Genomic DNA, 26,203 nt, shown 5'->3' with positions numbered 1-26,203 from the left:
GACCGGGCGGCGGCGAGCGGGCCCGAGGGCTGGCTCGTGGCGCCGGTCGAGGACCGGGGCAGACGGTGGGGGCGGCTGATCATGCTGCCCCACGCTTCCGGCCCGCCGATCGGCCCCGAGCAGACGATGATCCTCGAACAGGCCGCCACCGCCCTCACCCTGGCGCGGCTGACCGGCAGACCCGAGTGGGACCGGCGGGCGCACAGTTCCGTCCTGCTCGATCTGCTCCACTGGCGCTACCGGAGCCGTACCGAGGCTCGCCTGAGGGCCGAGGCGCTCGGACTGCCCACGACCGGTCACCGCCTCGTCCCGGTCGTCATCGACCACGGGGACACCGCCGACGGCGACACCACGGTGACCGGGCACCTCGCCGCGGAACTGCCCATCTCGGGGGTCAAGGCCCTGGTGGGAGACCTGTCCGAACACCGGACCGGACTGCTGCTGGCGCTGGCCCGCGCCTCGGCCTGGCAACCGGTGGTGGAACGCGTCGGCCGGGATCTGCGCGGCACGTTCGGGGAGGGGCTCGTCGTGGCGGTCGGCCCCGGCGTCACCGAACTCAGCCAGGTCACCAGATCGTTCCGCGAGGCCGAACAGATCGCCGACGCGATCGGCCCCGGGACGCTCGACCGCCCCTTCCATGTCGCCTCGGACATCGGTCTGCCGGAACTGCTGTACTCCCTGCGCGACGACGTGCGCGTCCAGCGGTACGTGGAACAGCAGCTCGGACGCCTCGTCCAGCACGACGCACGACACGGCAGCGACCTCCTTTCGACCCTGCGGGAATATCTCGTCGCCGCCGGCAACAAGTCGATCGCCGCCAAGCACGTCGGACTCTCCCGGCAGGCCTTCTACCAACGGCTGCGGACCATCGAGCGGCTCCTGGGCAACGACCTGGAGTCCGGCGCCCACCGCACCCAACTGCACGTGGCGGTCACGGCGTTGGACGTGCTCGGCGGTGCGGGCGGGACCGTCCGACCGGCTTCCCTGTGAGTCGCCCGCGGCGGTGAACACCGCTGTCGACGGACGCGTATCTGATCCCGGAGCGGCTCCCGCAGCGTGCGTGCGCACGTCGGGAAGAGACGAGGGATCATGACTGAACAGCGGTACCACGTCATCGGAATGACCTGCGGCCGCTGTGCCGACGCCCTGGAGACCAAGGTCGGCGGGGTGCTGGGCGTCGACCGGGTGGGCATCGACCTCGACACCGGTTCGGTGACCGTGAGGGGCGAGGCGCTCGACGGTTCGAAGGTGTGCGCCGCGATCACCGAGGCGGGCTTCGAGGTGGCCGCCGTGCTCTGACAACTGGCCGGCACAGCTCTGGTGGCGCCGGGCACCGCTGGATACGTTCCACCCATGCCCGCCGAGCCGACCGCCCTGAGCAAGCTCAACACCGAGGTCGTCCTCCGCTACCTGCGCGTGTTCGAGACACGGGACCTCGACGAACTCGCGGACCTCGTCGCCGAGGACGTGGTGGTCCATGGCGCCGGGCAGCATGTGCGGGGGCGGCGCCATCCGGGAAGGGCGATATCGACCCCAGGGCTGTCCAACTGCCGCGTACGAGTGGATGATCTGTTCGCCGCCGAGGACCGGGTGGTCACCGCTTTCACCCTGATGTACACGCACGACCGCACCGGGCGTGACCTGACCATGTCGGGCATCAAGTCCTACCGCCTGAGCGAGGGGCGGATCGTCGAGTTCTGGGGTGAGACCGATCTTTACGGCCTCCTCAGGCAGCTCGGGCTCGTTCCGGAGGAGATCCCGCCCTTCTGACCTCGGGCTCGCAGCGCGTCAGGTCGGTTCGCCGGCACGTACCCGGGCCAGTACCTCGCGGATCATGTCTGCGCTGATGGTGAAGTGGTCGCGTGCGATCTCCTCGGCCTTCTCGGGCTCACCGGCCTCGATGGCCTCGTAGAGGGCCTTGTGGTCCCTGCTGGCCCGGTGGAAGTGGGACCGTTCCCCCTTGCCCCAGGGTTCCGCGGGGAAGCCGAGGCTGATCCGGGTCAGCAGATCCCGGCTGAGCGTGGCGATCTGCGGGTTGTGCGTGGCCCGGCAGATGCTCTCGTGGAACGCGCTGTCGGCGATCTGTTCCTCGCGGGGTGTCGTCGCGGAGAGGTAGGCGGCGAGGGCATCGCGTATCGGTTCGAGGTCCTCGGGCCGTCGGCGCCGGGCGGCCGTGGCGGCCACCATGCCCTCCACCAGCCCTCGTAGATCGAAGAGTTGCTCGAACTCCTCCCAGCGGGGCAGCAGCGTGCGGCGGACCGCAGCCGCTGAGGACTCGCTCCAGCTCTCGCGCACGAACGCGCCGCCGTTGCGGCCGCGGCGGATCTCGATGACACCCACGGCCTGGAGACGTCCGACGGCCTCGCGCACGGTGGGACGGCTCACCCTCAGGAGCTGGGTGAGCTCGCGTTCGGCCGGCAGCCGCTCCCCCGGCAGGAAGTCCCCGACGGCGATCGCCGTGAGCAGCCGGTCGGAGACCTCGTCGACCGCGGACGTCACACGGACCGGGCGCAGGGACGGTGAAGGGGCACCACCGAGGAGGACACGGTCGAGCACCCGGGCGAACTCGTCCCCCGGCTCGGGCGGCTGCGGTGCGGATGTCAGCTGGTCCTCCTCAGGTCGGTCGCGGATGCCGGACATGTAAACGCGCGCTGGACACGTAAACACGCAGTTACGTCTTGCCCTGCCCCCGCTAAAAGGTCTTGTGCCCTAACCATTTGCCCAATCAGTATCGCAGCCACCCGTCACACCCATCTCGTTCCAGACAGGGACCGACCGATTCTCGGCCGGTCCGGGAGGCTCCCAGTGGCGATCCCCGAACCGAACCACACCGGAACCGTCGACTTCAACGGCTGGTCCACCTGGTACCGGATCACGGGCGAACCGGGCAAGACCCCTCTGGTGGTCCTGCACGGCGGACCCGGCGCCGGTCACGACTACACGCTGCGCATCGCGGGCATCGGCCGACAGGGCCGGCCCGTGGTGCACTACGACCAGCTCGGCGTCGGACGGTCCACCCATCTGCCCGACCGGGGCGCCGACTTCTGGACCGTCCAGCTCTTCCTCGACGAACTCGACAACCTCCTCAAGGCGTTGGGCATCTCCGACGCCTACCACGTCCTCGGTCAGTCCTGGGGCGGCATGCTCGCCGCCGAACACGCCGTACGGCGCCCGCCGGGACTGCGGAGCCTGGTCATCGCCAACTCCCCCGCGTCCATGGAGCTGTGGCTGTCCGGCGCGGCCGGGCTGCGCGCCGCTCTCCCGCCCGAGGTCCAACGGACCCTGCTCGCCCACGAGGACGCCGGGACCACCGACCACCCCGACTACCACGCGGCGGAGCAGGTCTTCTACGAGCGCCATGTCTGCCGCCTGGTCCCGACCCCGCCCGAGGTCCAGGCCACCTGGGACAACATCGAGGCCGACCCGACCGTGTACCACACGATGAACGGGCCGAACGAGTTCCACGTCGTCGGAACCCTCAAGGACTGGTCGGTCATCGACCGGCTGCACCTCGTCGACGTGCCGACCCTGCTGGTGTCCGGGCGGTACGACGAGGCGACTCCCGAGACCGTCCGTCCCTTCGCCGACCACATCCCCGATGTGCGCTGGCACTTCTTCGAGCACTCCAGCCATATGCCGCACGTCGAGGAGGAGGAGCTCTACCTCCAGGTCGTCGGCGCGTTCCTCGACTCGACCGACTGACTCGGCCGGCCGGCTCCACAGGCCGACTCACCCCGCGGCCTCTGCCGGACAGGTCCACCGGCCGGTTCGACCCGCCGCCACCTCACCCCCCTGTCTCCACCGCTCGATCCACCCACGGGAGTTCGGATGTCCCGCAGCACCAGACGCACCGCCCTCGTCGCCGCCACCGCCGCCCTCGCCCTCAGCGCCGCCGCCTGTTCGTCCTCCGACGACGGCAGCGCCTCCGGCCCGACCTCGTCCTCCTCCGGCTCCGGGTCCTCCGCCTTCCAGCCGGAGCACAAGGGAGGCACCCTGCGGATGGTCGCCCACGCGGCCGCCGGCAGCCTGGACCCGCAGGTGAACTACACCCTTCAGTACTGGCAGCTGTACCAGTCGATGTACGACGGTCTGCTGGCGTTCAAGAAGACCGGCGGCCAGCAGTCGTTCACCGTCGTACCGGACCTGGCCACGGCCATGCCCAAGGTGACCAACGGCGGCAAGACCTACACCTTCACCCTGCGCAAGGGCATCAAGTTCTCCAACGGGAAGGCCCTCACCACCGACGACGTGGTGGCGTCCTTCCAACGCATCTTCAAGGTCTCCAGCCCCACCGCGGGCACCTTCTACAACGGGATCGTCGGCGCTGACGCCTGTATCAAGAAGCCCGCGGACTGCACGCTCGACAAGGGCGTCGTCGGTGACGCGTCGGCAGGCACCGTCACCGTCAACCTCACCGCCGCGGACCCGGAGTTCCCGTACAAGCTGGCCGTCCCGCATGCCAGCGTGGTGCCGAAGGGCGCGCCGGCCAAGGACGCGGGCACAAAGCCACTGCCGACCACCGGCCCGTACACGGCGGCCTCGTACGATCCGAACCGGGCGCTCAAGCTGGTCCGCAACCCGCACTTCAAGGAGTGGTCGCGAGAGGGCCAGCCCCAGGGCTATCCCGACAGGATCGACTACACCTTCGGGCAGACCGTGGAGTCCGAGGTCACCGCCGTCCAGAACGGACAGGCGGACTGGATGTACGATCCGCCGCCCGCCGACCGGCTGAACGAGATAGGCACCAAGTACGCCTCGCAGGCGCACGTCAACCCGCTGACCGCGTTCTGGTATCTGACGCTCAACGTCAACTCGGCGCCGTTCGACAACAAGTTGGCGCGCCAGGCCATCAACTGGGCGGTGGACCGCGAGGCCGTGGTCCGGCTGTACGGCGGCAAGAACCTCGCCTCTCCCGCGTGCACCATCCTGCCGCCGGGTTTCCCCGGGCACGTCGACTCGTGCGACTACACCAAGGGCAGCGGGAAGACCTGGTCGGCCCCGGACCTGGCCAAGGCCAAGGCGCTGGTCAAGAAGTCCGGCACGGCGGGGCAGGAGGTCGGCATCGTCGTTCAGGACGACGAGGTCAACAAGTCGATCGGCCAGTACCTGCAGAGCCTGCTCACCCAGCTCGGCTACAAGGCCACCCTCAAACCGCTGTCGGGCAACATCCAGTTCACGTACATCCAGAACACCAAGAACAAGGTGCAGCTCGCCCTGACGTCCTGGTACCAGGACTATCCGGCGGCCTCCGACTTTCTCAACGTGCTGCTGTCCTGCGCCTCGTTCCACCCGGGCAGCGACTCCAGCATCAACATCTCCGGCTTCTGCGACAAGGGCATCGACGCGCGGATGCGGACCGCGCTGAAGACCGGGCAGACCGATCAGAAGAGCGCCGACCAGCAGTGGGGCACGATCGACCAGGACATCATGAAGGAGTCCCCGGTCGTCCCGGTGATCAACCCGAAGATCATCGATTTCACGTCGAAGCGCGTCGGCAACTACCAGTTCAGCAAGCAGTTCTACATGCTCGTCGGGCAGTTGTGGGTCAAGTGAGCCGCGCCATGGCCCCGTTGCCCACCACCGAGGCCCGGCGCTCGCCGGGCCCCTGGCGGACCGCCGTCGCCGACCTGTCCCGCAACAGGCCGGCGACGGCCGCGGCCGTCGCCCTGCTGATCGTCGTCGTGATGTGCCTGTGCGCCCCGCTGTACGCGGACCACGTCGCCCACACCGACCCGTTCCAGTCCCATGTCTCCGGCACCACGGTCGTCGAGGGCAAATCCGTGCCGGTGCTCACCCCGAGCAGTACCGGCCTCGGTCTCGGCGTCACGCCCATCGGGCCCACCTGGGACACCGCCCACTACTTCCTCGGCTCCGACAACCAGGGCCGCGACGTCATGGCACGGCTGCTGTACGGCGGCCGCACCAGCCTGTTCATCGGGGTCACCGCGGCCCTGCTGACCGTCGTCATCGGTACGGCCGTCGGCGTCCTCGCCGGCTACGCGGGCGGTGTCGTGGACGCCGTCATCTCCCGGATCCTGGACGTCATCTGGGCGTTCCCGGTGTATCTGCTGGCCATCTGCCTGTCGGTGGTGCTGCTCACCGACGGACTGCGGCTCGGTCCGGTCACGGTGGACGCGGGGAGCCTGTGGCTGCCCGTCGTGATCATCGCGGCGATCTACGTCCCGTACGTCGCCCGGCCCCTGCGCGGCCAGGTACTGGTGCTGCGCAACAAGGAGTTCATCCAGGCGGCCATCGGCTCGGGCGCGCCCGCCCTGCGCGTCATGCGCAGGGAGGTGCTGCCGAACGTCGTACCCACGGCGATCGTCTTCCTGCCGCTGATGACCGCGCTCGCCATGCTCACCGAGTCGGCGCTGTCGTTCCTGTCCGTCGGGGTCCAGCCGCCCGACGCGAGCTGGGGCACGATCATCGAGGACGGCCTGGGACTCCTCTACACCCGGCCCGCCGTGACGATCGCCCCGGGACTGCTCATCGCGCTGACCACGGTGGCGCTCAACGTCCTGGGCGACGGGGTGCGTGACGCGCTCGACCCGAGCGCCCGGCTGCGCGGAGGGGTGTGACCCATGCTGTACTTCGCCCTCCGGCGCTTCCTGTCCGCCCTGTTCGTCATGTTCGCGATCAGCGTGCTGGTGTTCCTGATCTTCTTCGCGACACCCGGCGTGGACCCGGCCGCGCGGATCGCGGGCCGCAACGCCGATCCGGCCACGCTCGCCCAGGTCCGGCACTCCTTCGGGCTGGACCGGCCGATGCCCGTCCGCTACCTGCTGATGATGCAACACCTGCTGGTCGACCGGGACTTGGAGTCGTTCGTCAACCGCGGCTCCCGCGTCGTCCCGCAGATCGTGCAGGCGATGCCCGTGACCCTGTCGCTCGTGGTGGGGGCGGCCGTCATCTGGATGACGGTGGGTATCGTGATGGGCACCGCCGCGGCCGCCCTGCGCGGCACGGTCGCCGACCCACTGATCATGCTGGTCGGCGTGGTCGGCGTGTCCCTGCCGGCCTACTGGCTCGGCGAGGTCGTCAACCTGGTCACCCAGAACCGGCTGCACGACACGGTGTTCTCCTGGGTGCCGCCACCCGGATACGTCGGACTGGGCAACGACCCCGGCCAATGGGCGCTGCACATGCTCTTCCCCTGGCTGACCCTGGCGCTGTTGTACGCCGGGATCTACGCCCGGCTGCTGCGCGGCGAGGTCGTCACCGCGCTGGGCGAGGACTACGTACGCACCACCCGTGCCAAGGGCCTGTCCGAGCGGCGCATCCTGGTCCGGCACGCCCTGCGCTGCTCGCTCATCCCGATCGTCTCCCTGTTCGGCCTGGACTTCGGCGCCCTCGTGGGCGGCGCCGCCCTGCTCACCGAGGTGGTCTTCGGGCTGCCGGGCGTCGGCAAGCTCACCTTCGACGCCCTGCAGAACCTGGATCTGCCCGTGATCATGGGCACGGTCCTGTACGCGGCCTTCTTCGTCGTCCTCGCCAACGCCCTGGTGGACATCCTGTACGCGCGACTCGACCCGAGGGCCCGCCATGCCTGATCAGCGACTCACCGAACTGCCCGGCCAACCCCTGCTGGACGTACGCGACTTGAGGGTGACCTTCCGTACCCGCCGAGGCTCTGTCACGGCGGTCGACGGTCTCTCCCTCTCGGTGTCTCCCGGCGAAATCCTGGGCGTGGTGGGCGAGTCGGGCTCCGGCAAGAGCGTGTCGATGCTGGCCGTCCTGCGCCTGCTGACCAACCCGAATGTCACCGTCTCGGGCCAAGTCCTCTTCCGTGGTCGCGACTTGCTCGCTCTCCCCGACAAGGACATGCGCGCGATACGAGGCCGGGAGATGGCCATGGTCTTCCAGGACCCGATGACCGCGCTGACCCCCGTCTACACCGTGGGCTGGCAGATCGCCGAGCAGATACGGGCCCACGAGCAGGTGTCGCGCAAGGCCGCACGGGCTCGCGCGGTGGAGCTGCTGTCCGACGTCGGCATCCCCGACGCGGCCTCGCGGGTGAACGCCTATCCGCACGAGTTCTCCGGCGGCATGCGGCAGCGCGCGGTCATCGCGATGGCCCTCGCCTGCGGCCCCTCACTGCTGATCGCCGACGAACCGACCACGGCCCTGGACGTGACGATCCAGGCGCAGATCCTGGACCTGATGCGGGAGTTGAACGCACGCGGCTCCGCCGTGGTGCTCATCACGCACGACATGGGCGTGGTCTCCGAGATCGCCGACCGGGTCCTCGTCATGTACGGCGGCCGGGCGGCCGAGGAAGGCCCTCGCCAGGCGGTGTTCCACGGCCCCCGCCACCCGTACACCTGGGGTCTCCTCGACTCGGTCCCGCGCGTCGGCGGAACCCGACTGCGACGGCTGCCCACCATCGCGGGTATGCCGGTCTCGCCGGACAGCCTCCCCGAGGGCTGCGCGTTCGCGCCGCGCTGTCCGGCGCGTCACGACCGTTGCGAGGAGCGCCCCGAGCTCGCCACGGGGAACGGCAACACCGCCCACCGCGACGCCTGTTGGCTGCCACCGGACGATCGCGCGGCGCAGCGTCTCGCGGCACGGGCAGGCTCAGGGACTGGGGCACGGAGGACGGACGAGACGGACAGGGAGATGGCGCCGTGACAGCCCTCGACACAGCGGCAGCGGACGACGGCACCCGGCCACGCGGCAACGTACTGCTGCGCGCCACGGACGTCACCAAGCACTACACCCTGCGCGCCGACTCGCTCGTCCGGCACCGCAAGGTGCTGCGAGCCGTGGACGGAGTCTCGCTGGAGGTGCGTGCCGGGGAGACGCTCGGCATCGTGGGCGAGTCGGGCTGCGGCAAGTCCACCCTCGGCCGCTGCCTGGTCAGGCTCACCGACCTCACGAGCGGCCGGGTCGAGTTCGACGGCCAGGACATCAGCACGCTCTCGGCACGCCGCCTGCGCCCCGTACGCCCCGGCATGCAACTGGTCTTCCAGGACCCGCAGGCCTCACTCAACCCTCGGCGCCGTGCCGGTGACATCGTCGCCGAGCCGCTGCTCATCCACCGCTACGGGGACGCCGCCGCCGTCCGGAAGCGGGTCGCCGAGCTCTTCGACGTCGTGGGGCTCGCCACGGCGCACCTGGGGCGGTACCCGCACGAGTTCTCCGGTGGCCAGCGCCAGCGCATCGGCATCGCACGCGCGCTGGCCACCGACCCGAAACTGATCGTCGCCGACGAACCGGTGTCCGCCCTCGACGTGTCGATCCAGGCCCAGGTGCTGAACCTCTTCGCCGATCTCCAGGACGAGTTCGGGCTGACGTACGTCTTCATCGCCCACGACCTCGGGGTGGTCCGGCACGTGTCGGACCGGATCGCCGTCATGTACCTCGGCGAGATCGTCGAACTCGCCGGGACGGATGAGCTGTACGCGGCCCCGGCCCACCCCTACACCGAGGCGCTGATGTCCGCGGTGCCGGAGATCGACGACGGCACCGACGCGGCGGTGGCCGGATCGCGCCGGGAACGCATCGTCCTCAGCGGTGACGTGCCCAACCCGGTCGCCAAGCCGACCGGTTGCACGTTCCACACCCGTTGCCCCTACGCACAGGAGCGCTGCGCGGTGGAACGACCCCCGCTCACCCGGACCGCTTCGGGCCGTGAGGCCGCCTGCCACTATCCACTGACGGGCTGAGACTTCGACCTTCGCGCCCCTGTCCAGCGGAAACGGGGCCTTTCACCCTAACGAAGTGCCGGTGCCCGACGACCGGACGGGCGGGGCCGATCGTCCACTAGCTTCCTTCCCCTGACACCAGGGAACATAGGAGCAACGTGGCCGGAGTGAGCCTCCCGGAACATCCGTACAGCCGCACGGAGGCGACCCGGCTGTTGTGCGCCGGCGTCTATCAGGACGCCGGCTTCCGGCGCCGGGTCATCGATGAACTCGTGGATCACCAGGAGCGGCCGGTGGCCCCTCCGCTGGGGGTCGACGTCCTGCCCGTACTGGCCCACGCCGTGCGTGTCACCCGGCAGGAGGCGCGGACGGCAGGGCTGATGCTCGTCGCCTGGCTCGGATTCCTGCTGTCCGACGTGGTGATGTTCTGGGACCGCGTCGCCGACAGCTGGGGCGACGGGGCCGAGGTCGGCTTCGGTGACGTGTTCACCGCGTTCTACGCCGGCGACGAGAAGCTCACCGCCGGAATGCCCATGCCGTGGTCGCAGTTCTACGCGTTCGTCGCCCTCGGCCTGTGGTTCGCGCACGCCGTGAAGACGCAGAGCTCCGAGGGACGTCAGGCGGGCCTCCCCGACCCGGTGGCCAAGGCGGCCGAGGGCTTCGGCCGCACGGTGACGTGGTGCGCGGCGATGTTCGCCCTCTTCTACTGGTACTGGTATGTGGCCGGGGTGCTCCAAGGCACCGTACAGACGCCGTATCCGCTGCTGTTTCCGCTGCTCATCGCGTTGATCGCATGGTGGCACCAGGCCACTCAGCGTCGGTCCCTGTGCCGCTGGCTGTCGCGCTGGACCTTCCAGAGGACGACTCAACCGGACCTGCCCGCAGGGCCGTTGTACGAGGATCTGCTCGCCAACATCCAGCGCGAGCAGAAGGCCGCCCTGACCCTCTACGAAGCGGACAGCCCCTTCGTCGGGCTGGGCACACGGCGTCGGGCCTGGTCCTTCGCGATGGAACTGCGCAAGCGCTCCGGGCCGCCGACCGGGCCCGCCACCCCGGCCGATCCCGCCTCGAACGGGGCCCTGATCCCGCACCAGGACAAGGGACCGCTCACCGCCGAGGGCGCACTCGCCATGATCGAGCCCCAGTTGCTGCGGCTGCGCGACTCGGCCGCACGCACCGGGAAGGACCGGCTCCGCGAACTGGAGATCGACCGTTTCGTCTATCTGCCGGGCGGTGTGGGCCGTGACGAGGAACTGCACGTCGGCGGCAGCCCGGACGCGAGCGCGACGGCGGCGGGCGGACCCAACAGTGGCGGTCTGACCGTCTACGACCCCGTCCAGGTCGCCGCCCACTTGAAGGAAGCCGTCGACGAGGGCGGCGAGGGGCGGCGCGTGTTCCTGCGCGTCCGCATCGGCGCCTGGCACGAACAGGTCGTGGTGACGGTCCTGGTCCGTGTCCACACCCAGGGCGGCATGCTCGTGCTGGAGGTCTCACCGTACGTACTCGGCCCGGTCCGCAAGGACTTCAGGAACGTGGACGCCCTGGTGGACCGGCTGCCCGAGGGCTGGGCGCGCGGCGCGGTACGTGCCATGGGCCACGGTCCCGCGACCGGCGTCAGCGCGGGCATCAGCGCCTTGAAGACCGTCTCCAGGGAGCTCAGCACCGGCTGGTCCACCCGCGAACCGGCCCCCGACGTGCCCCGGGTCTCGCTGCGTCAACTGACGTCCACCTCCTTGCTGTCGCCCTATCAGGAGATGGACGTCACCCGGTACATCAAGACCGTCGAGGAGCGCATCGTGAACGGCGTGCGCCAGGCGCTCCACGCCCACGGCTACCAGACCGAGCAGTTCGAGCAGCACGTCTACCAGGTCAGCGGTGGAAGCGTCTTCGTGCAGGCGATGTCCGGCGGCTCCGTCGCCACCGGCCCCCACGGCAGCGCCACCTCGCACAACACCGCCCCGGCGCACGGCACACCGAGCACCGACCCCAGCTAGGTACCGGACCCCAAGGACCCCATCACATGAGCGACACAGGACACCCCACCCCCGGCCCGCCGGCGCAGGACGGCGGTGCCGGCAGCGTGCACATCGGCTCCATGAGCGGCGGCTCGATCGCCACCGGCAGCCACGGCAGCGCGTACTCCGTCAACCGGACGGCGGCGGAGCCGGACGTGCGGCACGCCGAACTGCTCCAGGCGATTCGTGCCCTGCGCGAATCCCTGCCTGCACAGGAGCGGAGCGCCGAGGACACGACCCTCGACGGTGAACTGGCCGACGCGGAGGCGGAGATCACGCGTACCGGCGCCGCCGGGCCGGAACGCCTCACCCGCCTGCTGACGGGCGTACGCGGCTGGCTGGGATCGCAGGCCGCTGCCGCCGGAGCCGTCGCCTCGGCGACCGCCGTCGTCCAGGGCATCGCCCAGCTCCTCGGATGACCGACGGGATGACGACGCGCGGTGGCAGGCAGCAGATGACGGGCGCGGGACGGCGAAACGGAGGGCCGCGGCGATGAGGGTGTTCGACATCGAGCGTCAGGAGTGGGGCGGTTCCCGGCGCGAACGTCTCTTCCACCCTGACCAGTACCTGGACGTGCCGCGGCAGAAGAGCGTCCGGCAGCAGACGGGGATCGTGCTCGCGGTCGCCGGGCTCGCCTTCGGCATCTGGGCACTGGCCTGGAAGGACGAGCCGGAACCGTACCGGGAACCCGCCGCCACCGGGCAGGACTCCTCGGAGACGACCTCGGGCGGGACCGGGGACGACGTGCCACCGGACGGGTCGCCCTCGCAGGACACCACCTTCGAGTCGTCGGCAGCCCTCCCCGAGGACTACGAGTCCTTCCAGGACGTCGCGGGGTATCGGGTGGCGCTGCCGAAGGGCTGGGAGCGCGAGAGCCGGTCCTCGCAGTACGGCATCGACATCGTCGACTACCGCAGTCCGGACGGCACCCGGCGGCTTCAGGTGTTCCAGGTGATGGAGACCTCTCCGTACTCCTCCTTGCAGGCCGCGCAGATCGAGGCGGAGAAGCTCGACGGATACGAACCGGTCTCCATGGAGGAGGTCCCGAGTGCCGTGGGGCAGGCGGCCGAGCACGAGTACCGAGCCGACGAGATCGCGGGCGAGCAGGGCAGCGTCGGCACCCGGCACGTCATCGACCATCGCTTCGAGGCGACGGACGGCGAACGGTACGCACTGGTCGCGTACGGCTCCGAGGCCGACGGGACCGAGGACGAACGGGAGCTCGTGGACACTGCCCTGCTCTGGTTCTGCCCGCCCGGGACGCAGTGCGACGACCCGGTCGGCTGACTGGGTCGGTCAGCCCGTGACCGGCCCGGTCAGAAGATTCCCTGTCCGGGGACGAGGATCCCGCGTGGGTCGTACGTCTTCCGCGCGGCGGCGAACCGGGGCCAGGCGGGCCCGAAGTGCCGTCGCCAGTCGGCCCGGTCGAAGGGCACGGAGCCGACCGGGTACCGGGTGCCGCCGGCCGCGCGGACGAGTTCGTACGCGGACCGGTTGGCCGCCAGCAGTCGCCGGACCGACGCCGCGTCGTCGGGAGGGGTGCTCCGCAGGATCGCGAAGAGGTAGGGCACGGGGTCGTCGGGCATGCGCAGCAGCGGGGTCCGCAGACGTTCGCGCACCAGCGGGTAGAGCAGCACGACGCCGCCCGGACCCACGTCGTCCGGGGTGAGCGCGTCCAGGAGCCGGCCCGTCACCTCGGGCGCCTTCCGGCCGGGCACGAGCAGGTTGAGCCATGGATGGGCGTACGCCCACAGCCCGGCTTCCTTGAGAGCGGCGACGGCCGGGGCGAGCCGGTCGAGGAAGTCGTAGTACGGGATGTCCGTGATCTCAGCGCCGGACGGGTCGTGCCGCAGGCCCCGCAGGAGCGCGGTGTCATCGGACACGTCTCCCGCGGGAGGTCCGTAGGCGACGGCCTCGATGACGTACCCGCGGAAGGCACCCGTGGCGTCCGGAACGATCTGCCCCTCGACGTAGGAGAATCGTCGGTCGCCGACGAGCAGACGCTGGTCCTCCACGAAGGTCCGCAGATCGTCGTACGGCAGGAGGTAGTGGCGCACGGTCTCGGGCGCGCGGACCAGTCGTACGGTCGCGCCGACGACCACGGCGCACTGGCCGAGGCCGGCGAGTACGGCGAGGAACAGGTCGCGGTGGCGGGTCGGGGAGCAGCGCAGCAACTCCCCTGCGCCGGTGACGACTTCGAGTTCCAGGACGTTGTCGACCTGCGCGCCGTGGCGGTGGGTCTGGCCGCCGAGGCCGCCGACGGACAGTGTTCCGCCGACGGAGAGTTCGAGGTAGTCGGTGAAGACGGGAGGGGTCAGGCCGTGGACGAGGGTGGCCTTGGCGACGTCGCTCCACTTCGCGCCCGCGCCGACCCGGACGTGGGCGCGGCCGGGGCCGATGGGCTGGACGGCGGCGAGCGGAGTGGTCTCGACGACGAGGCCGCCCGCGACCTGTGCCTGGCCGTTCGTGGCGTGGCCCTGTCCGCGTGGGGCGACCGGGATTCCGCGCCTGTCGCAGAACCGCACCATCGCCACGACGTCCGCGACGGAGCCCGGGCGCAGCACCGCGGCCGGTCGGCGGTGCACGATGTGGCCGAAGTCGTCGGCGGCGGCGCTCAGCGCGGCCTCGTCGGTGTGGAGGGTTCCGTCCAGATCTGGGATGCCGTGCAGCGGCCCGTCGGACGGGGTCACCGCCCAGCTGCGGGTGAAGGGGTCGAAGCCGATCACCGCGGTTCCTGCGGCGGCCAGGCCGCGCAGCACGGAACGTCGAGGCGGTCTGCGGGACATGCGTTCCTCCAGGGGAAGGACCCGATGAACCGGTCAGAAACCGCCCACTCTAGAGCCATTGGCGCACGAGGACACGGCCCCGCGCCGGTGCTCCCCGGGCTTCGTTCGGGCCGGGCGTTCCCCGCGCCGGCGGGCTCGTGGTGTGCGTGGCTCAGGCGCGGGTATCGCGCGGTGCGGCCGTCGTGCCGCGTACCTCCAGCACCGGCGTGCTGAGGACGGTCTCGGCGGGACGGGCGGGGTCGGCGATGCGGTCGAGCAGGCACTGCGCGGCGCGGCGGCCGACGTCGTGGCCGGCGCTGTCGACGGTGGTGAGCCACAGGTGCCGCAGGCGCGCGAGGTAGGTGTTGTCGTAGCCGACGAGGGAGAGGTCGTGCGGCACGCGGAGGCCGAGTTCCTCGGCGGCCGACAGTGCGCCGACACCGGCGATGTCGTTGAAGGCGAAGACGGCGGTGGGCCGTTCGCCCGCGCTCAGCAGCCGGACCGCGGCCCGGTAGCCGCCCTCCTCGGTCAGGTCGCCCTGTTCCACGACGGCCGTGTCGGCCAGTCCGTGTTCGCGCATGACCGTCTCGAAGCCGCGGCGGCGCAGTTCGCCGACCATGCCCTGTCCCGCGATGTGGGCGATGCGCCGGTGGCCGAGCGCGATGAGGTGCTCGGTGGCGAGCCGGGCGCCGTACTGGTCGTCGTTGGCGACGAGGTCGACGTGCGGCAGTACGGGTTCGCGGGCTCCGGCGACGACGGTGGGCACCCGCGTGGCGGCCGTGCGCAGTGCCTCGGGGCCCGGCAGCGTGCCGACGGCGATCAGACCGTCGACCCGCAGGTCCGTGAAGGCGCGGGTGAGGTCCTCGCCGAGGCGCAGGTTGAGGTGGCCGTCGGCAAGGAGCATGCGCAGGCCGTGGGCGTGCAGCAGGGAGTTGAGGCCGTCGAGCAGTTCCACGAACCAGGGGTTGCGCATGTCGTTGAGGAGCACTCCGACCGTGCGGGTGCGGCGCTCGCTGAGGCTGCGCGCGGCGGCGTTGGGCCGGTAGCCGAGCTCTTCGACGGCGGCCAGCACGGCCTGCCGCTTCTCGGGGCGCACCTGGTCGGATCCGCGCAGCACGAGCGAGACCAGGGATTTCGACACTCCGGCCCGTTCGGCGACGTCGCGGATCGTCGGTGGTCTCATGAAATGGACCGTTCCATAAGGATCGATGGCTTGTCAAAGGGTTCCGATGGGGCTCTGAGGGGCTTGACACGTGCAGGAACGGGCCTTCAGTGTGAACCGGAAGAGTTCTGGACCGGTCCAAAGAAGTCCGAAGAAGGGCAGTCATGGTGAGTACGCTCGGCGTCGCCGTCGTGGGGTTCGGCTGGATGGGGCGGGTGCACACCCAGGCGTACGCCCGTGTGCCGCACCACTTCCCCCAGCTGCCCGTGCGGCCCGAACTGGTCGCCGTGGCCGACGAGGTGCCCGGCCGGGCCGAGGAGGCCGCCGGGCAGTACGGTTTCGCGACGGCGGCCCGGGACTGGCGGGAGGTCGCCGCCGACCCCCGGGTCGAGGCGGTGAGCATCGCCGCCCCGAACTTCCTGCACCGCGAGATCGGCGTCGCGATGGCCGAGGCGGGCAAGCACATCTGGATCGAGAAGCCGGTAGGCCTCACCGCCGAGGACGCGCGGGCCGTGGCCGGTGCCGTCACGAAGGCGGGCGTGCAGGGCACGGTCGGCTTCAACTACCGCAACGCACCTGCCGTCGTGGCGGCCCGCGAACTGATCGCCGCCGGCGGGATCGGCACGGTCACCCACGTCCGCATCCGCCTCTTCAGTGACTACGCGGCCCATCCCGAGGGTGCCCTGACCTGGCGGTACGAGCGTGAGCGCGGCGGCAGCGGAGTGCTGGGCGATCTCGCCTCGCACGGTGTGGACCTGGCCCGCTTCCTGCTCGGCGAGATCGCGTCGCTGGCTGCCGACACGGCCGTCTTCGTCCCCGAGCGCGCCCGTCCCACCGGCGCCACCGCGGGCCACACCCGCTCGGCGGGCGGCGAGCTGGGCCCGGTGGAGAACGAGGACTACGTGTCCTGCCTCCTGCGCTTCGCGTCCGGCGCCCGCGGTGTCCTGGAGGCCTGCCGGGTCTCGGTCGGCGAGCAGAACAACTACGGCTTCGAGATCCACGGCACCAAGGGCGCGGTCTCCTGGGACTTCCGCCGCATGGGCGAGCTGAGCGTCAGCCGCGGCACGTCGTACCAGGACCAGCCGGTCAGCACGCTGTACGTGGGCCCCGGGCACGGCGAGTACGCCGCCTTCCAGCCGGGCTCGGCCAACAGCATGGGTTACGACGACCTCAAGGTGATCGAGGCCTACAACTTCCTGCGCTCGATCACCGAGGGCACGGCGTACGGCGCCACGGTGGAGGACGCCGTCCACAGCGCGGCCGCCCTGGACGCGATGTCCCGCTCCGCCGAGAGCGGGACCTGGGCGAGTCCCGTGTAAGGACCGAAACTCGCGTGGGGACCGAAACCCGCGTGAGGACCGAGGCCCGTACCTACGAGGTGTGGCGGGTGAACAGCCCGTGGAAGCCGAAGGGGATGGCGTGCGGCACGTCCGCACGCGCCAGCACCTCGTACGTACGGGCGTCCAGCACCAGCAGGAACGACGAGCCCCGCGCCGAGTCGAGGACCACCGACAGCACGACGCCGTCGTCCTCGCCCTCCGCGCCGGGCGCGGCCGTCGGCGCCGCCACGAAGACCGGCTCGCCCGGGTAGCAGCCCTCCTCGGACCACTTCAGCGCGTGGCCCGTCGTCACGTCGACCTTCACGAGCTGGTTGAGGAAGTCGTCACCGCTGCGGTCGCGGGCGCCCACACCGTACGCGTAGCGGTAGTCGACGCCGTTGTGCCGCTCGTACGCGATGCGCGGCAGCTCCAGTGACTCCTCGGACAGTCGCCTGATCTCGACGTCGCCGGTGCCGAGGCCGATGCGGTAGCGGGTGGGCAGCGCGAACGGGACCGCGTCGCCCGCGCGCAGTCGGTCCAGGTACAGCGTGTCGATGATCGAGGCGTCCTCGTACGAGCACATGTCGAGGACGATGTCGTCGCCGTCGTCGAAGGCGTTGATGTGGTGGAACGCGAAGAACGCCGGCCCCTCGTACACACCGCGCACCGAGCCGTCGCGCAGGTCCATGACCGTGAAGCGGGTGCCGCGCTCCGGCTCCCAGCGGTAGTTCTCGATGAACGGCCGGCCGCTGAGCACGATGCTCATCGGGTTCACCACGAGCGGGAACTCCGCGAGGACCGCGTACCGGCGTGTGATCGCGAAGCTGTGCATGTAGGAGGGGCGGGCGATCCGGCGGCTGCCGATCAGCTCGCGGGCGGTGCCCGTGGCCTTCTGCCGGTAGACGCGGTACTCGCTGGTGCGCGAGAAGTGCAGGAGGTAGTTGACCAGGTCGCCGGTGGTGGGGTCCTGGTGCGGGTGGGCCGTCGTCAGCTGGCCGCTCAACTCGTCCTCGTAGCCGACCACTCCCGCGGTCGCGAGCGTGTCCCGGGCGAAGGCGACCGGTATCGGCGTCTCGGTCAGCGCCACGAAGCGGTCGCCGAAGCGCGTGATGTTGACGTTCGCGTTCAGCGTGGGCCTGCGCGAGAAGCGGGTGAAGAAACGGGCGAACAGTGAGCGGCACGGGTCGGTCGCGAACTCGGGGTAGGCGATCGTCCCCGACTCGACGGCGCGTCGGGAGGCGGTCTCGAGGAACCTGTTGGCGTAGGAGATCTTCCCGCCGTCGATGGTGAAGCGGTGCAGCATCGCCTGCCCGTCGAACCAGTGCCGCAGGGAGCGCTCCCCCGCGTCATAGCGCGCGGGGCCGTTGCGCAGCAGGCTCCCCTCCAGCCAGCCGGGCAGCGCCCCTTTGACCGGAAGCTCTGCGACTTCGGCCTCGTCGTGCAGCCCCTGAAACCCGGCCGCGAAACCCGGTGTACTCATGGTCGCCTCCCGACATGCCACAGTGGACTGTGCTCTTCATTTCATGGCACACCGTCCACAGTGGAATGTCAAGGGAAGAACGGGATGGCCGACCTCAACCCCACCGCGGCTTCGCTGCTCGGTTTCCTGCACGGCGGGGAAGCCAGCGGGTACGAGCTGGTGCACACCGCCGAGCAGCTCATCGGCGACTTCTGGACCCTCACCCGGAGCCAGGTCTACCGCGAGCCCGCGGCCCTCGCCGGCCGCGGGCCCGTCGAGGCCGGGCCCGCGGGCCCTCGGTCCCGGCAGCCGTACCGGCTCACCGACGAGGGCCGGGCCGCCTTCGCCGCGTGGCTCGCCGAGCCGCCGGGCTCCGAGCAGATCCGCTATCCGCTGCTGCTCACCATCGCCTTCGGCTCCGCGCTGGACCGGGATCGACTGATGGAGTTCATCGCCGAGCACCGCGCCGACCACGAGCAGCGGCTCGCGGACTACCGGGAGAGGGTGGCCGCGGGCGCCCCCGACCGCTTCACGGAGGCCACGCTGGCCTTCGGCATCCGTTACGAGGAGGCGGTGCTGGCCTGGATGGACGAGCTGCCCGCGATCCTGGACGGACGGTAGGGCCTCGGCGCGGGCGGACCGCCCTCAGCGGGGCGCCGGAAGCGGCACCGGACTCGGGCAACTGCTAGCGTCCGACCGCGTGAACGACAGTGTGTATGTGGGAAACGCGGGCAAGGACGCGGCGCTGGACCGGGGGTGGCTGCTCGGGCACTTCAAGGACGCCGACGATCCACGCCACAGCGAGGCCCTGGAGATCAAGTGGGGCGTACACCCCAAGGGCGACGAGCGGGCGCGGTGGGTCGAGGGCGAGGAGCGCACGGCCCTCCAGGTCCTGGTGAGCGGCCGGTTCCGCGTGGAGTTCCCCGGCCGCAGCGTCACGCTGCAACAGCAGGGTGACTACGTGGTGTGGGGGCCCGGAGTCGACCACTCGTGGTTCGCGGAGGAGGAGTCGGTCGTGCTGACCGTCCGCTGGCCGTCCGTGCCCGGCTACGCGGCCCCGGAGACGGACCACGACCCTCAGTAGGATCGACGGCTCATGGACACGAGCACGATGAACGAGATGATCGCTGTCCCGCCGGGGCAGGTCACGCTGTCGGACCGGCGGACGCAACGCAGTTGGCGGGTCGACCTCGCGCCCTACCGGCTCGGGGCGTCCCCGGTCACGCAGGCGCTGTACGCACAGGTCACGGGTGCGCGGCCGAGCAGCTCCGAGGGCGACCGGCTGCCCGTCGAGGGCGTGTCCTGGTGGGACGCGGTCCGGTTCTGCAACGCGCTTTCCCGGCATGAGGGGTTGACCCCTGCCTACCTCTTCCACGCCGGCTCCGAAGGCGTGGAAGGGCGGGACGGGCTGGACGGGGTGGACACGACGGACGGCATCGAGTGGGACACGGCCGCGGACGGATACCGGCTGCCCACCGAGGCCGAGTGGGAGCACGCGTGCCGCGCCGGTACCACCGGGCCGCGTTACGGGCCGCTCGACGACATCGCCTGGTACCGCGGCAACTCGGACGAGCGCATCCACGACGTGGGCGGCAAGCAGCCCAACCCCTGGGGCCTGCACGACATGCTCGGCAACGTCTGGGACTGGTGCTGGGACGTCTACGACGCCGAGGTCTACGGGACCTACCGGGTCCTGCGCGGCGGCGGCTGGTTCGACGAGCACTGGAGCTGCCGGGCCTCCGCACGGCGCCGCAGCCACCCGAGCTACCAGGTCGACGACGTGGGGTTCCGCGTCGCGCGCTCCGCCGCGCCCTGATCCGCCCACCGGGACGGGGACTTGGCCGGGTCGACCGGGACGGCGAGTTGCCCGGAACAGGGAGTTGCCCGGGTCGTCGGCGAACCCGGAGCTCAACGCGTCCTCCACACCCGGGCGACCGCACCTCACACAACGTTCACATTTGTTGACGCAGCGCATTGGGTTGCACCAAGATCTTCAACGGATCAGTGATCGCGCCCTCGGCGAGGAGCGCGAACTCCCCCATGCCCCGCCCGTGTTGACCGCGGCCCGCCAGGCCGCGCCGCCACCGGCAGCCGGGGCCTCCCCCACACCTTTCACCTCAAGGAGTCTGTCTTGCTGCGCCACAATTCCGCGCTGCGCGCCGTCGCGCCCGCCGCCGTCCTCGCTCTCACCCTCAGCGCGTGCGGCGGTGGCGACGACGCCGGCACGGACGCGAAGAAGTCCTCCCGGCCCAAGGCCACCGCCTCGCAGTCCAAGGCCGCGTCCGGGGGCGAGCTGGCCACCGGCGAGAGCGCCACAGGGAAGGTCGAGGAGGAAGACGGCAAGGTCACGTACGAGATCACCGCCCAGAAGGTGGATCTCGGCACCGAGGCCGAGGCCGAGAAGCTGGTCCAGGACAAGGCCGACGCCAAGGGCATGGCTCTCGCGGTCGCCCATGTGAAGTACACCCACAAGGCGGGCCCGGCTCTCACGAGCGACTCCGACGCGGGCGACGGCGCCACCATCTGGGCGGACGGACAGCGCGGCACCCTGCTCCTCGGCTCCGCCGACGACGCCCCCGGCTGCGAGGACCCGTACGACGTCACGAGCTGGAAGTCCGGCGAGAGCCACGTCTTCTGCGAGTCGTACCTGGTCCCCTCGAACGCGAAGTCCCTTGAGGTCCACTGGTCGGAGGAGGACGGCGAGCCGTACATCTGGAAGTTCCCCAACGAGTAGGCGGAACGCCCGCGGCATGGCTACACCGGCCCCCGAGCGGGAAAAGGAAGGTCAACAGCCGCACGGGGGTGGTGTCATGGCGTGGCGGACGGGGTGGTTCGCGTCGGCGGGGGCCGGGGTGGTGCGCTTGTTGGCGGCCTTGGCCCGGCCTGTGCTCGTGGCGGTTCTCGGGCCGCCCGGTGCTGCCGTCGGAGGGCCCGCAGGGGCCGTGGCCGCCTCGGGTGGGCAGGCGTTGGACCGGGTCGCGGCGCGGCAGCAGGCGTTACCCGGGCTGCTGAGGATCTCGCGGCGGGGGCGGGTGCCGACCGTGGCCGACGCGCGGGATCCGATCTGGCTCGGTGTGCATCCTGCGCCGCCGGGCGGTGGTGGGGCGGCGGGTCTCGGCCGGGTGCCCGCGTTCATCGACCGGGACATGATGCCCCAGGTGGAGGCCGCGCTCAGTGCGGGTGAGGGGTTCGTCCTGCTGGTCGGTGAGTCGACGGCGGGCAAGTCGCGGCTCGCGTACGAGGTGATGCGCAAGCATTTCGCCAAGTACCACCTCATCGTGCCCGACAGCCGGGAGTCGGCCGTTCCCCTGGTCGACCTCGTCGTGCGGACGCGCCGGGCCGTCGTGTGGCTCGACGAGCTGGACGTGTTCCTGGGGGTCGGCGGGCTGACCGCGGGTCATGTGCAGCGGATGCTGGGCGCCGAGGACTCCAGTGTGGTGATCCTGGCGACGATGAGCGCCCAGCAGCACGGCAAGTTCGGGGCCAGGTCGGGGGCCGACAACGAGCCCGGGTTCGATGTCCTGCGCAGCGGCCGTGAGGTGATCCGGCTGGCCACGACGGTGCGGGTCGACCGTACGTGGAGCGCTGCCGAGATCGCCCGCGCCGAGCGGCACACCGAGGACCCCCGGATCAGGGCGGCGGTCAAGGGCGCCGGCCGGGACGGGCACGGGGTGGCCGAATACCTCGCCGCCGCACCGCAGTTGCTGGACGAGTGGCACAACGCCTGGTCGCCCGGCACGCATCCGCGCGCCGCAGCGTTGGTGACGGCCGCCGCGGACGCCCGTCGTACGGGCTTCCACCAGCCGCTGCCGCAGGAGGTCCTGCGCCGGCTGCACGAGGTGTATCTGGAGCGGCGCGGCGGGACCGCGCTGCGTCCGGAGCCCTGGGAGGAGGCGCTGACCTGGGCGACCGAACCCCTGCACGCCACGTCCAGCCTGCTGCTGCCCCACGACGGGGACCGCTTCCAGGCCTTCGACTACCTCCACCACACCCTCGACGAGCAGGTCCCGCCGCCGCGCATCCCGGACACCGTCTGGGAGACCCTCATCGGGCACGCGAACGCCGCGGGAGCACTCGACATCGGCACCACCGCCTACCAGCGCGGCGACCTCTCGCACGCCATGGCCGCGTTCGAGAAGGCCGGCCTGGGCCGCGGACGGCTGCCCCGCCAGTGGTACGCGACCTGTGTGGGCGAAGCCGGCAACCCCGCGCGGGCCGTCGAGCTGTACGGGGAGCTGGTGACCGAGTCGACGGACGAACTGGGCCCGGACGCCCGCGAGTCACTGGAGAACCGCAACGCCTACGCCCGGTACGTCGGCATGGCCGGCCACCCCGCCGAAGCGGCGGACCTGCTGCGCGACGTCGTCGCCGACCGCGCACGCGTGCTGGGTGCCGGGCACTCCCACACCCTCAACAGCCGCAACAACCTTGCCCTGTTCCTCGGCGAGTCCGGCCGGATCGGCCCGGCGCTGGCCGAGTTCGAGGCGGTGCTCGCCGACCGCACCCGGCTGCTGGGCGCCGACCATCCGCACACCCTCAGCACCCGCTACGGGCGCGCGTATCTGCTGGGCGACGCGGGCCGCCCCGCGCATGCGGCCCGGCTCTTCGAGAGCCTGGTCGCCGACCGGACCCGTACGCAGGGCCCGTACCACCCGTACACGCTCAACAACCGGCGCCACCACGCCCACTTCCTGGGGGAGGCCGGGCACGCGGCGCAGGCGGCCGAGCTGTTCGAGGAGCTGATCCAGGACTGCCTCCAGGTCCTCGACCCGGACCATCCCGACACCGTCGCGGCCCGTCATGGGCACGCTCGCTTCCTCGGCGAGTCCGGAGACCCCGCCAGGGCGGCGGCGCTGCTCACCGCGCTGCTGGCCGACGCGAACGGGGACGGCGCGCGGGACGGCGGAACGCACGGCTCCCGCAGCCCGGTGGCCCTCGTGTGGCGGCGCTACCGGGCGTTCTTCACCGGGGAGGCGGGCGATCCCGACCAAGCCGCGCGGCTGCTCGACGAGCTGCTCACCGACAGCCGTGCCGTACTCGACGACGGCCACCCGCATCTGTTCGCGATCCGCGCCGCCCACGCCCGCAGCACCAGCCGCCGCGGCCGGACGCAGCAAGCCGTGGAGCTGTACGAACGCCTCGTCGACGACTGCCGCTCGGCCCTGGGCGACGACCACCCGCACACGCTCGCCGCCCGCAGTGGTCACGCGCGCGGCCTCGGCGCCGTCGGCCGCGCCGCGGAAGCCGCCGACCTGCTGGAGATCCTCGTACAGGACCGCACCCGGATCCTCGGCGACGACCACCCCGCCACCCTGGGCAGCCGCAACGCCCACGCCCGCTGTGTCGGTGAGGCCGGCGACCGGGCGCGTGCCGCACGGCTGCTGCGGCAGATACTCCAGGACCGTGTCCGGCACCTCGGCGAGGAGCACTCCTGGACCCTGCGCACCCGCCAGGAGCTCGCCGGCTTCCAGTGAGCGGGAAGAACCGACACCCGTTCACCCTTTCGGGCGAGAGCCTCGGGCTGACACACTCCGGAGGGTGCGCGACTTCGACTTGCTCGTCATCGGATCCGGCCCGGGCGGCCAGAAGGCCGCCATAGCCGCGGCCAAGCTCGGCCGCCGGGTCGCCGTCGTCGACCGCCCCGACATGGTCGGTGGGGTCTCCATCCATACCGGGACCATCCCCTCAAAGACGCTTCGCGAGGCGGTCCTCTATCTCACGGGTCTCACCCAGCGCGATCTGTACGGCCAGAGCTACCGCCTGAAGGAGGACATCACCGTCGCCGACCTGACCGCGCGCACCTCTCACGTGGTCAGCCGCGAGGTCGACGTCATCCGCAACCAGCTCTCCCGCAACCACGTCTCCCTGTTCGCCGGCACCGGCCGCTTCGTCGACGACCACACCGTCGCCCTGCGCGAAGTGACCGGCCACGACCGGATGTTGAGCGCCGACAACATCGTCATCGCCACCGGCACCCGCCCGGCCAGGCCCGCGACCGTCGAGTTCGACGAGCGGACGATCCTGGACTCCGACAACGTTCTCAACCTGGAGCAGGTACCGCGTTCCATGGTCATCGTCGGGGCCGGCGTGATCGGCATGGAGTACGCCTCCATGTTCGCCGCCCTCGGCAGCAAGATCACCGTGGTCGAACAGCGGCCCGGGATGCTCGACTTCTGCGACGTCGAGGTGATCGAGTCGCTCAAGTACCACCTGCGGGACCTCGCGGTCACGTTCCGCTTCGGCGAGACCGTCGCCGCGGTCGAGAAGCACCCCAAGGGCACGCTCACCATCCTGGAGAGCGGCAAGAAGATCCCCGCCGACTCCGTCATGTACTCCGCCGGCCGACAGGGGCTCACCGACGAGCTCGACCTGGACAAGGCGGGGCTGTCCGCCGACCGGCGCGGGCGGATAACGGTCGACGAGCACTACCGCACCGAGGTGCCGCACATCTACGCCGTCGGCGACGTCATCGGCTTCCCGGCGCTGGCCGCGACCTCGATGGAGCAGGGGCGTACGGCGGCGTACCACGCGTGCGGTGAACCGGTGAACCGGATGCACGACCTCCAGCCGATCGGCATCTACACCATTCCGGAGATCAGTTTCATCGGGAAGACCGAGGACCAGCTCACCGAGGACTGCGTGCCGTTCGAGGTGGGCATCTCCCGCTACCGTGAACTGGCCCGGGGCCAGATCATCGGCGACTCGCACGGCATGCTCAAGCTGCTGGTCTCCCCGGAGACCCGGAAGCTGCTCGGCGTGCACTGCTTCGGCACGGGCGCCACCGAGCTCATCCACATCGGGCAGTCGGTGATGGGCTGCGGCGGAACCGTCGACTACCTCGTCGACGCCGTCTTCAACTACCCGACGCTCGCCGAGTCGTACAAGGTGGCCGCCCTGGACGCGACCAACAAGATCCGGCAGATCGACCGGCTCAGGGACTGACGACCCTCCGTTCCGAACCCGCTCAGGGCGCTGGTGAGCCCCGCTCACCAGCGCCCCGTGGACGCCCTCACCGGACCTCCGCACCGGGCCTGCGTCGGCCGCGGGGGCCGAGAGCATAAGCTCGGCACGTGGCCAAGTACTTCGACGTTCATCCCGAAAATCCTCAGCAGCGGACGATCAGCCAGGTCGCCGACTCCATCCGCGCGGGCGCGCTCGTCGTGTACCCCACGGACTCCTGCTTCGCGCTGGGCTGTCAGCTGGGCAGCCGTGACGGCATCGACCGGATCCGTTCGATCCGCCGGCTCGACGACCGGCACCACTTCACCCTCGTGTGCCAGAACTTCGCGCAGCTCGGCCAGTTCGTGCAGGTCGACAACGACGTGTTCCGCGCGATCAAGGCATCGACCCCCGGCAGCTACACCTTCATCCTGCCCGCGACCAGGGAGGTGCCGCGCAAGCTGCTCCACCCGAAGAAGAAGACGGTCGGGGTCCGTATCCCCGACCACGTGGTCGCCCAGGCCCTGCTCGCCGAGCTCGGCGAACCCCTCCTGTCCAGCACCCTGCTCCTGCCCGACGAGGAGGAGCCGATGACCCAGGGCTGGGAGATCAAGGAACAGCTCGACCACGTCGTCGACGCGGTGATCGACTCCGGGGACTGCGGCACCGAGCCGACCACGGTCATCGACTTCTCCAGCGGCGAGGCCGAGATCGTGCGCAAGGGAGCGGGCGACACGGCACGGTTCGAGTGATACTCCGCTCCGCGGTGCGGCCGACGGTGGAGCCGCGCCGCGCGTCGACGCGCGGCCGGGCCGGGGGCCGGGCGGGAGCAGCCGGGACAGTTCGGCCGGTGCCGAAGTGTGGGCCGCCTAGCGTCGGGTCCATGAACGTCTCCCGGTG

Annotated in this window: 24 protein-coding genes; 20 read left to right on the top strand and 4 right to left on the bottom strand. The window is 70.8% G+C overall.

Translation table 11 applies throughout. The features are described from left to right. From O3Q52_RS19530 to O3Q52_RS19520, 3 genes are all read left to right on the top strand, one after another. On the top strand, positions 1-990 hold a 990-nt coding region (locus O3Q52_RS19530; protein ID WP_269650065.1), incomplete at its 5' end, for a CdaR family transcriptional regulator. Between the two features lie 99 nt (positions 991-1,089). Continuing rightward, positions 1,090-1,299: a heavy-metal-associated domain-containing protein gene (locus O3Q52_RS19525; RefSeq protein ID WP_269650064.1), complete on the top strand. Its 210-nt coding sequence runs from the start codon at positions 1,090-1,092 to the stop codon at positions 1,297-1,299. Between the two features lie 54 nt (positions 1,300-1,353). Continuing rightward, a complete protein-coding gene (locus tag O3Q52_RS19520; RefSeq protein WP_269650063.1) occupies positions 1,354-1,770 on the top strand; it encodes a nuclear transport factor 2 family protein in 417 nt (138 codons plus the stop codon). An 18-nt stretch (positions 1,771-1,788) separates the two neighbouring features. On the opposite strand, the gene O3Q52_RS19515 is transcribed toward O3Q52_RS19520, so the two are convergent. After that, positions 1,789-2,640 (bottom strand): FadR/GntR family transcriptional regulator, encoded by an 852-nt coding sequence (locus O3Q52_RS19515; protein ID WP_269650062.1) that lies wholly within the window; start codon positions 2,638-2,640, stop codon positions 1,789-1,791. A 165-nt stretch (positions 2,641-2,805) separates the two neighbouring features. Here O3Q52_RS19515 and O3Q52_RS19510 point away from each other — a divergent pair, with 165 nt between their 5' ends. The 9 genes from O3Q52_RS19510 (at position 2,806) to O3Q52_RS19470 (ending at position 12,946) form a co-directional block, all read left to right on the top strand. After that, positions 2,806-3,702 carry a proline iminopeptidase-family hydrolase gene (locus O3Q52_RS19510; RefSeq protein WP_269650061.1) on the top strand — a complete coding sequence of 299 codons (897 nt, stop codon included), beginning with the start codon at positions 2,806-2,808 and terminating at the stop codon, positions 3,700-3,702. 126 nt (positions 3,703-3,828) lie between these two features. Beyond that, the gene (locus tag O3Q52_RS19505) at positions 3,829-5,553 is read left to right on the top strand and encodes an ABC transporter substrate-binding protein (protein WP_269650060.1); all 1,725 of its coding nucleotides are present in this window, start codon (positions 3,829-3,831) and stop codon (positions 5,551-5,553) included. A gap of 8 nt (positions 5,554-5,561) precedes the next feature. Next, on the top strand, positions 5,562-6,578 hold the full coding sequence (locus O3Q52_RS19500; protein ID WP_269650059.1) for an ABC transporter permease: 1,017 nt from the start codon (positions 5,562-5,564) through the stop codon (positions 6,576-6,578). A 3-nt stretch (positions 6,579-6,581) separates the two neighbouring features. After that, positions 6,582-7,550: an ABC transporter permease gene (locus tag O3Q52_RS19495; RefSeq protein ID WP_269650058.1), complete on the top strand. Its 969-nt coding sequence runs from the start codon at positions 6,582-6,584 to the stop codon at positions 7,548-7,550. A 16-nt stretch (positions 7,551-7,566) separates the two neighbouring features. Beyond that, the gene (locus O3Q52_RS19490; RefSeq protein ID WP_269650066.1) at positions 7,567-8,628 is read left to right on the top strand and encodes an ABC transporter ATP-binding protein; all 1,062 of its coding nucleotides are present in this window, start codon (positions 7,567-7,569) and stop codon (positions 8,626-8,628) included. Then, entirely contained in the window at positions 8,625-9,665 is a 1,041-nt protein-coding gene (locus tag O3Q52_RS19485) for an ABC transporter ATP-binding protein (RefSeq protein ID WP_269650057.1), read from the top strand. Before O3Q52_RS19490 ends, O3Q52_RS19485 begins: the two co-directional genes overlap by 4 nt. A 146-nt stretch (positions 9,666-9,811) precedes the next feature. Continuing rightward, positions 9,812-11,638 carry a hypothetical protein gene (locus O3Q52_RS19480; RefSeq protein WP_269650056.1) on the top strand — a complete coding sequence of 609 codons (1,827 nt, stop codon included), beginning with the start codon at positions 9,812-9,814 and terminating at the stop codon, positions 11,636-11,638. 26 nt (positions 11,639-11,664) lie between these two features. Beyond that, complete coding sequence (locus tag O3Q52_RS19475) at positions 11,665-12,078, top strand: hypothetical protein (protein ID WP_269650055.1); 414 nt, start codon at positions 11,665-11,667, stop codon at positions 12,076-12,078. 73 nt (positions 12,079-12,151) lie between these two features. Continuing rightward, a complete protein-coding gene (locus O3Q52_RS19470) occupies positions 12,152-12,946 on the top strand; it encodes a hypothetical protein (protein ID WP_269650054.1) in 795 nt (264 codons plus the stop codon). A gap of 29 nt (positions 12,947-12,975) precedes the next feature. Here the strand turns inward: O3Q52_RS19470 and O3Q52_RS19465 are convergent, their stop codons facing one another. After that, on the bottom strand, positions 12,976-14,445 hold the full coding sequence (locus tag O3Q52_RS19465; protein WP_269650053.1) for an FAD-binding protein: 1,470 nt from the start codon (positions 14,443-14,445) through the stop codon (positions 12,976-12,978). Between the two features lie 151 nt (positions 14,446-14,596). Then, positions 14,597-15,607, bottom strand: a complete 1,011-nt coding sequence (locus O3Q52_RS19460) for a LacI family DNA-binding transcriptional regulator (RefSeq protein WP_269650052.1) — start codon at positions 15,605-15,607, stop codon at positions 14,597-14,599. Positions 15,608-15,750: 143 nt separating this feature from the next. Between O3Q52_RS19460 and O3Q52_RS19455 the strand changes: the two genes are divergently transcribed. Further along, the gene (locus O3Q52_RS19455; protein ID WP_269650051.1) at positions 15,751-16,905 is read left to right on the top strand and encodes a Gfo/Idh/MocA family protein; all 1,155 of its coding nucleotides are present in this window, start codon (positions 15,751-15,753) and stop codon (positions 16,903-16,905) included. 52 nt (positions 16,906-16,957) lie between these two features. On the opposite strand, the gene O3Q52_RS19450 is transcribed toward O3Q52_RS19455, so the two are convergent. Continuing rightward, positions 16,958-18,385, bottom strand: a complete 1,428-nt coding sequence (locus tag O3Q52_RS19450; RefSeq protein WP_269650050.1) for a carotenoid oxygenase family protein — start codon at positions 18,383-18,385, stop codon at positions 16,958-16,960. Between the two features lie 84 nt (positions 18,386-18,469). On the opposite strand from O3Q52_RS19450, the gene O3Q52_RS19445 reads away from it, so the two are divergent. From O3Q52_RS19445 to O3Q52_RS19415, 7 genes are all read left to right on the top strand, one after another. Continuing rightward, the gene (locus O3Q52_RS19445) at positions 18,470-18,985 is read left to right on the top strand and encodes a PadR family transcriptional regulator (protein WP_269650049.1); all 516 of its coding nucleotides are present in this window, start codon (positions 18,470-18,472) and stop codon (positions 18,983-18,985) included. 79 nt (positions 18,986-19,064) lie between these two features. Further along, positions 19,065-19,448 (top strand): signal peptidase I, encoded by a 384-nt coding sequence (locus O3Q52_RS19440; RefSeq protein ID WP_269650048.1) that lies wholly within the window; start codon positions 19,065-19,067, stop codon positions 19,446-19,448. A 12-nt stretch (positions 19,449-19,460) separates the two neighbouring features. Next, entirely contained in the window at positions 19,461-20,180 is a 720-nt protein-coding gene (locus O3Q52_RS19435; RefSeq protein ID WP_269650047.1) for a formylglycine-generating enzyme family protein, read from the top strand. A 315-nt stretch (positions 20,181-20,495) separates the two neighbouring features. After that, on the top strand, positions 20,496-21,098 hold the full coding sequence (locus O3Q52_RS19430) for a hypothetical protein (protein WP_269650046.1): 603 nt from the start codon (positions 20,496-20,498) through the stop codon (positions 21,096-21,098). A 16-nt stretch (positions 21,099-21,114) separates the two neighbouring features. Beyond that, the gene (locus O3Q52_RS19425; protein ID WP_269650045.1) at positions 21,115-23,838 is read left to right on the top strand and encodes a tetratricopeptide repeat protein; all 2,724 of its coding nucleotides are present in this window, start codon (positions 21,115-21,117) and stop codon (positions 23,836-23,838) included. A 64-nt stretch (positions 23,839-23,902) separates the two neighbouring features. Next, positions 23,903-25,306, top strand: a complete 1,404-nt coding sequence (gene sthA, locus O3Q52_RS19420; protein ID WP_055611489.1) for a Si-specific NAD(P)(+) transhydrogenase — start codon at positions 23,903-23,905, stop codon at positions 25,304-25,306. A 128-nt stretch (positions 25,307-25,434) separates the two neighbouring features. Further along, positions 25,435-26,055: an L-threonylcarbamoyladenylate synthase gene (locus O3Q52_RS19415; RefSeq protein WP_055611488.1), complete on the top strand. Its 621-nt coding sequence runs from the start codon at positions 25,435-25,437 to the stop codon at positions 26,053-26,055. The last annotated feature ends 148 nt before the right edge of the window (positions 26,056-26,203 follow it).

The organism is Streptomyces sp. ActVer, assembly GCF_027270795.1.
Classification (GTDB): Bacteria; Actinomycetota; Actinomycetes; order Streptomycetales; family Streptomycetaceae; genus Streptomyces; species Streptomyces umbrinus_A.
This window is presented reverse-complemented; position numbering and strand designations above follow the sequence as displayed.

Coding starts and splice junctions, on each gene's coding strand:
- O3Q52_RS19470 (WP_269650054.1), top strand. CDS start 12,152: ATGAGGGTGTTCGACATCGAGCGTCAGGAGTGGGGCGGTTCCCGGCGC.
- O3Q52_RS19465 (WP_269650053.1), bottom strand. CDS start 14,445: ATGTCCCGCAGACCGCCTCGACGTTCCGTGCTGCGCGGCCTGGCCGCC.
- O3Q52_RS19500 (WP_269650059.1), top strand. CDS start 5,562: ATGGCCCCGTTGCCCACCACCGAGGCCCGGCGCTCGCCGGGCCCCTGG.
- O3Q52_RS19455 (WP_269650051.1), top strand. CDS start 15,751: ATGGTGAGTACGCTCGGCGTCGCCGTCGTGGGGTTCGGCTGGATGGGG.
- O3Q52_RS19495 (WP_269650058.1), top strand. CDS start 6,582: ATGCTGTACTTCGCCCTCCGGCGCTTCCTGTCCGCCCTGTTCGTCATG.
- O3Q52_RS19445 (WP_269650049.1), top strand. CDS start 18,470: ATGGCCGACCTCAACCCCACCGCGGCTTCGCTGCTCGGTTTCCTGCAC.
- O3Q52_RS19520 (WP_269650063.1), top strand. CDS start 1,354: ATGCCCGCCGAGCCGACCGCCCTGAGCAAGCTCAACACCGAGGTCGTC.
- O3Q52_RS19435 (WP_269650047.1), top strand. CDS start 19,461: ATGGACACGAGCACGATGAACGAGATGATCGCTGTCCCGCCGGGGCAG.
- O3Q52_RS19460 (WP_269650052.1), bottom strand. CDS start 15,607: ATGAGACCACCGACGATCCGCGACGTCGCCGAACGGGCCGGAGTGTCG.
- O3Q52_RS19515 (WP_269650062.1), bottom strand. CDS start 2,640: ATGTCCGGCATCCGCGACCGACCTGAGGAGGACCAGCTGACATCCGCA.
- O3Q52_RS19505 (WP_269650060.1), top strand. CDS start 3,829: ATGTCCCGCAGCACCAGACGCACCGCCCTCGTCGCCGCCACCGCCGCC.
- O3Q52_RS19525 (WP_269650064.1), top strand. CDS start 1,090: ATGACTGAACAGCGGTACCACGTCATCGGAATGACCTGCGGCCGCTGT.
- O3Q52_RS19475 (WP_269650055.1), top strand. CDS start 11,665: ATGAGCGACACAGGACACCCCACCCCCGGCCCGCCGGCGCAGGACGGC.
- O3Q52_RS19450 (WP_269650050.1), bottom strand. CDS start 18,385: ATGAGTACACCGGGTTTCGCGGCCGGGTTTCAGGGGCTGCACGACGAG.
- O3Q52_RS19425 (WP_269650045.1), top strand. CDS start 21,115: ATGGCTACACCGGCCCCCGAGCGGGAAAAGGAAGGTCAACAGCCGCAC.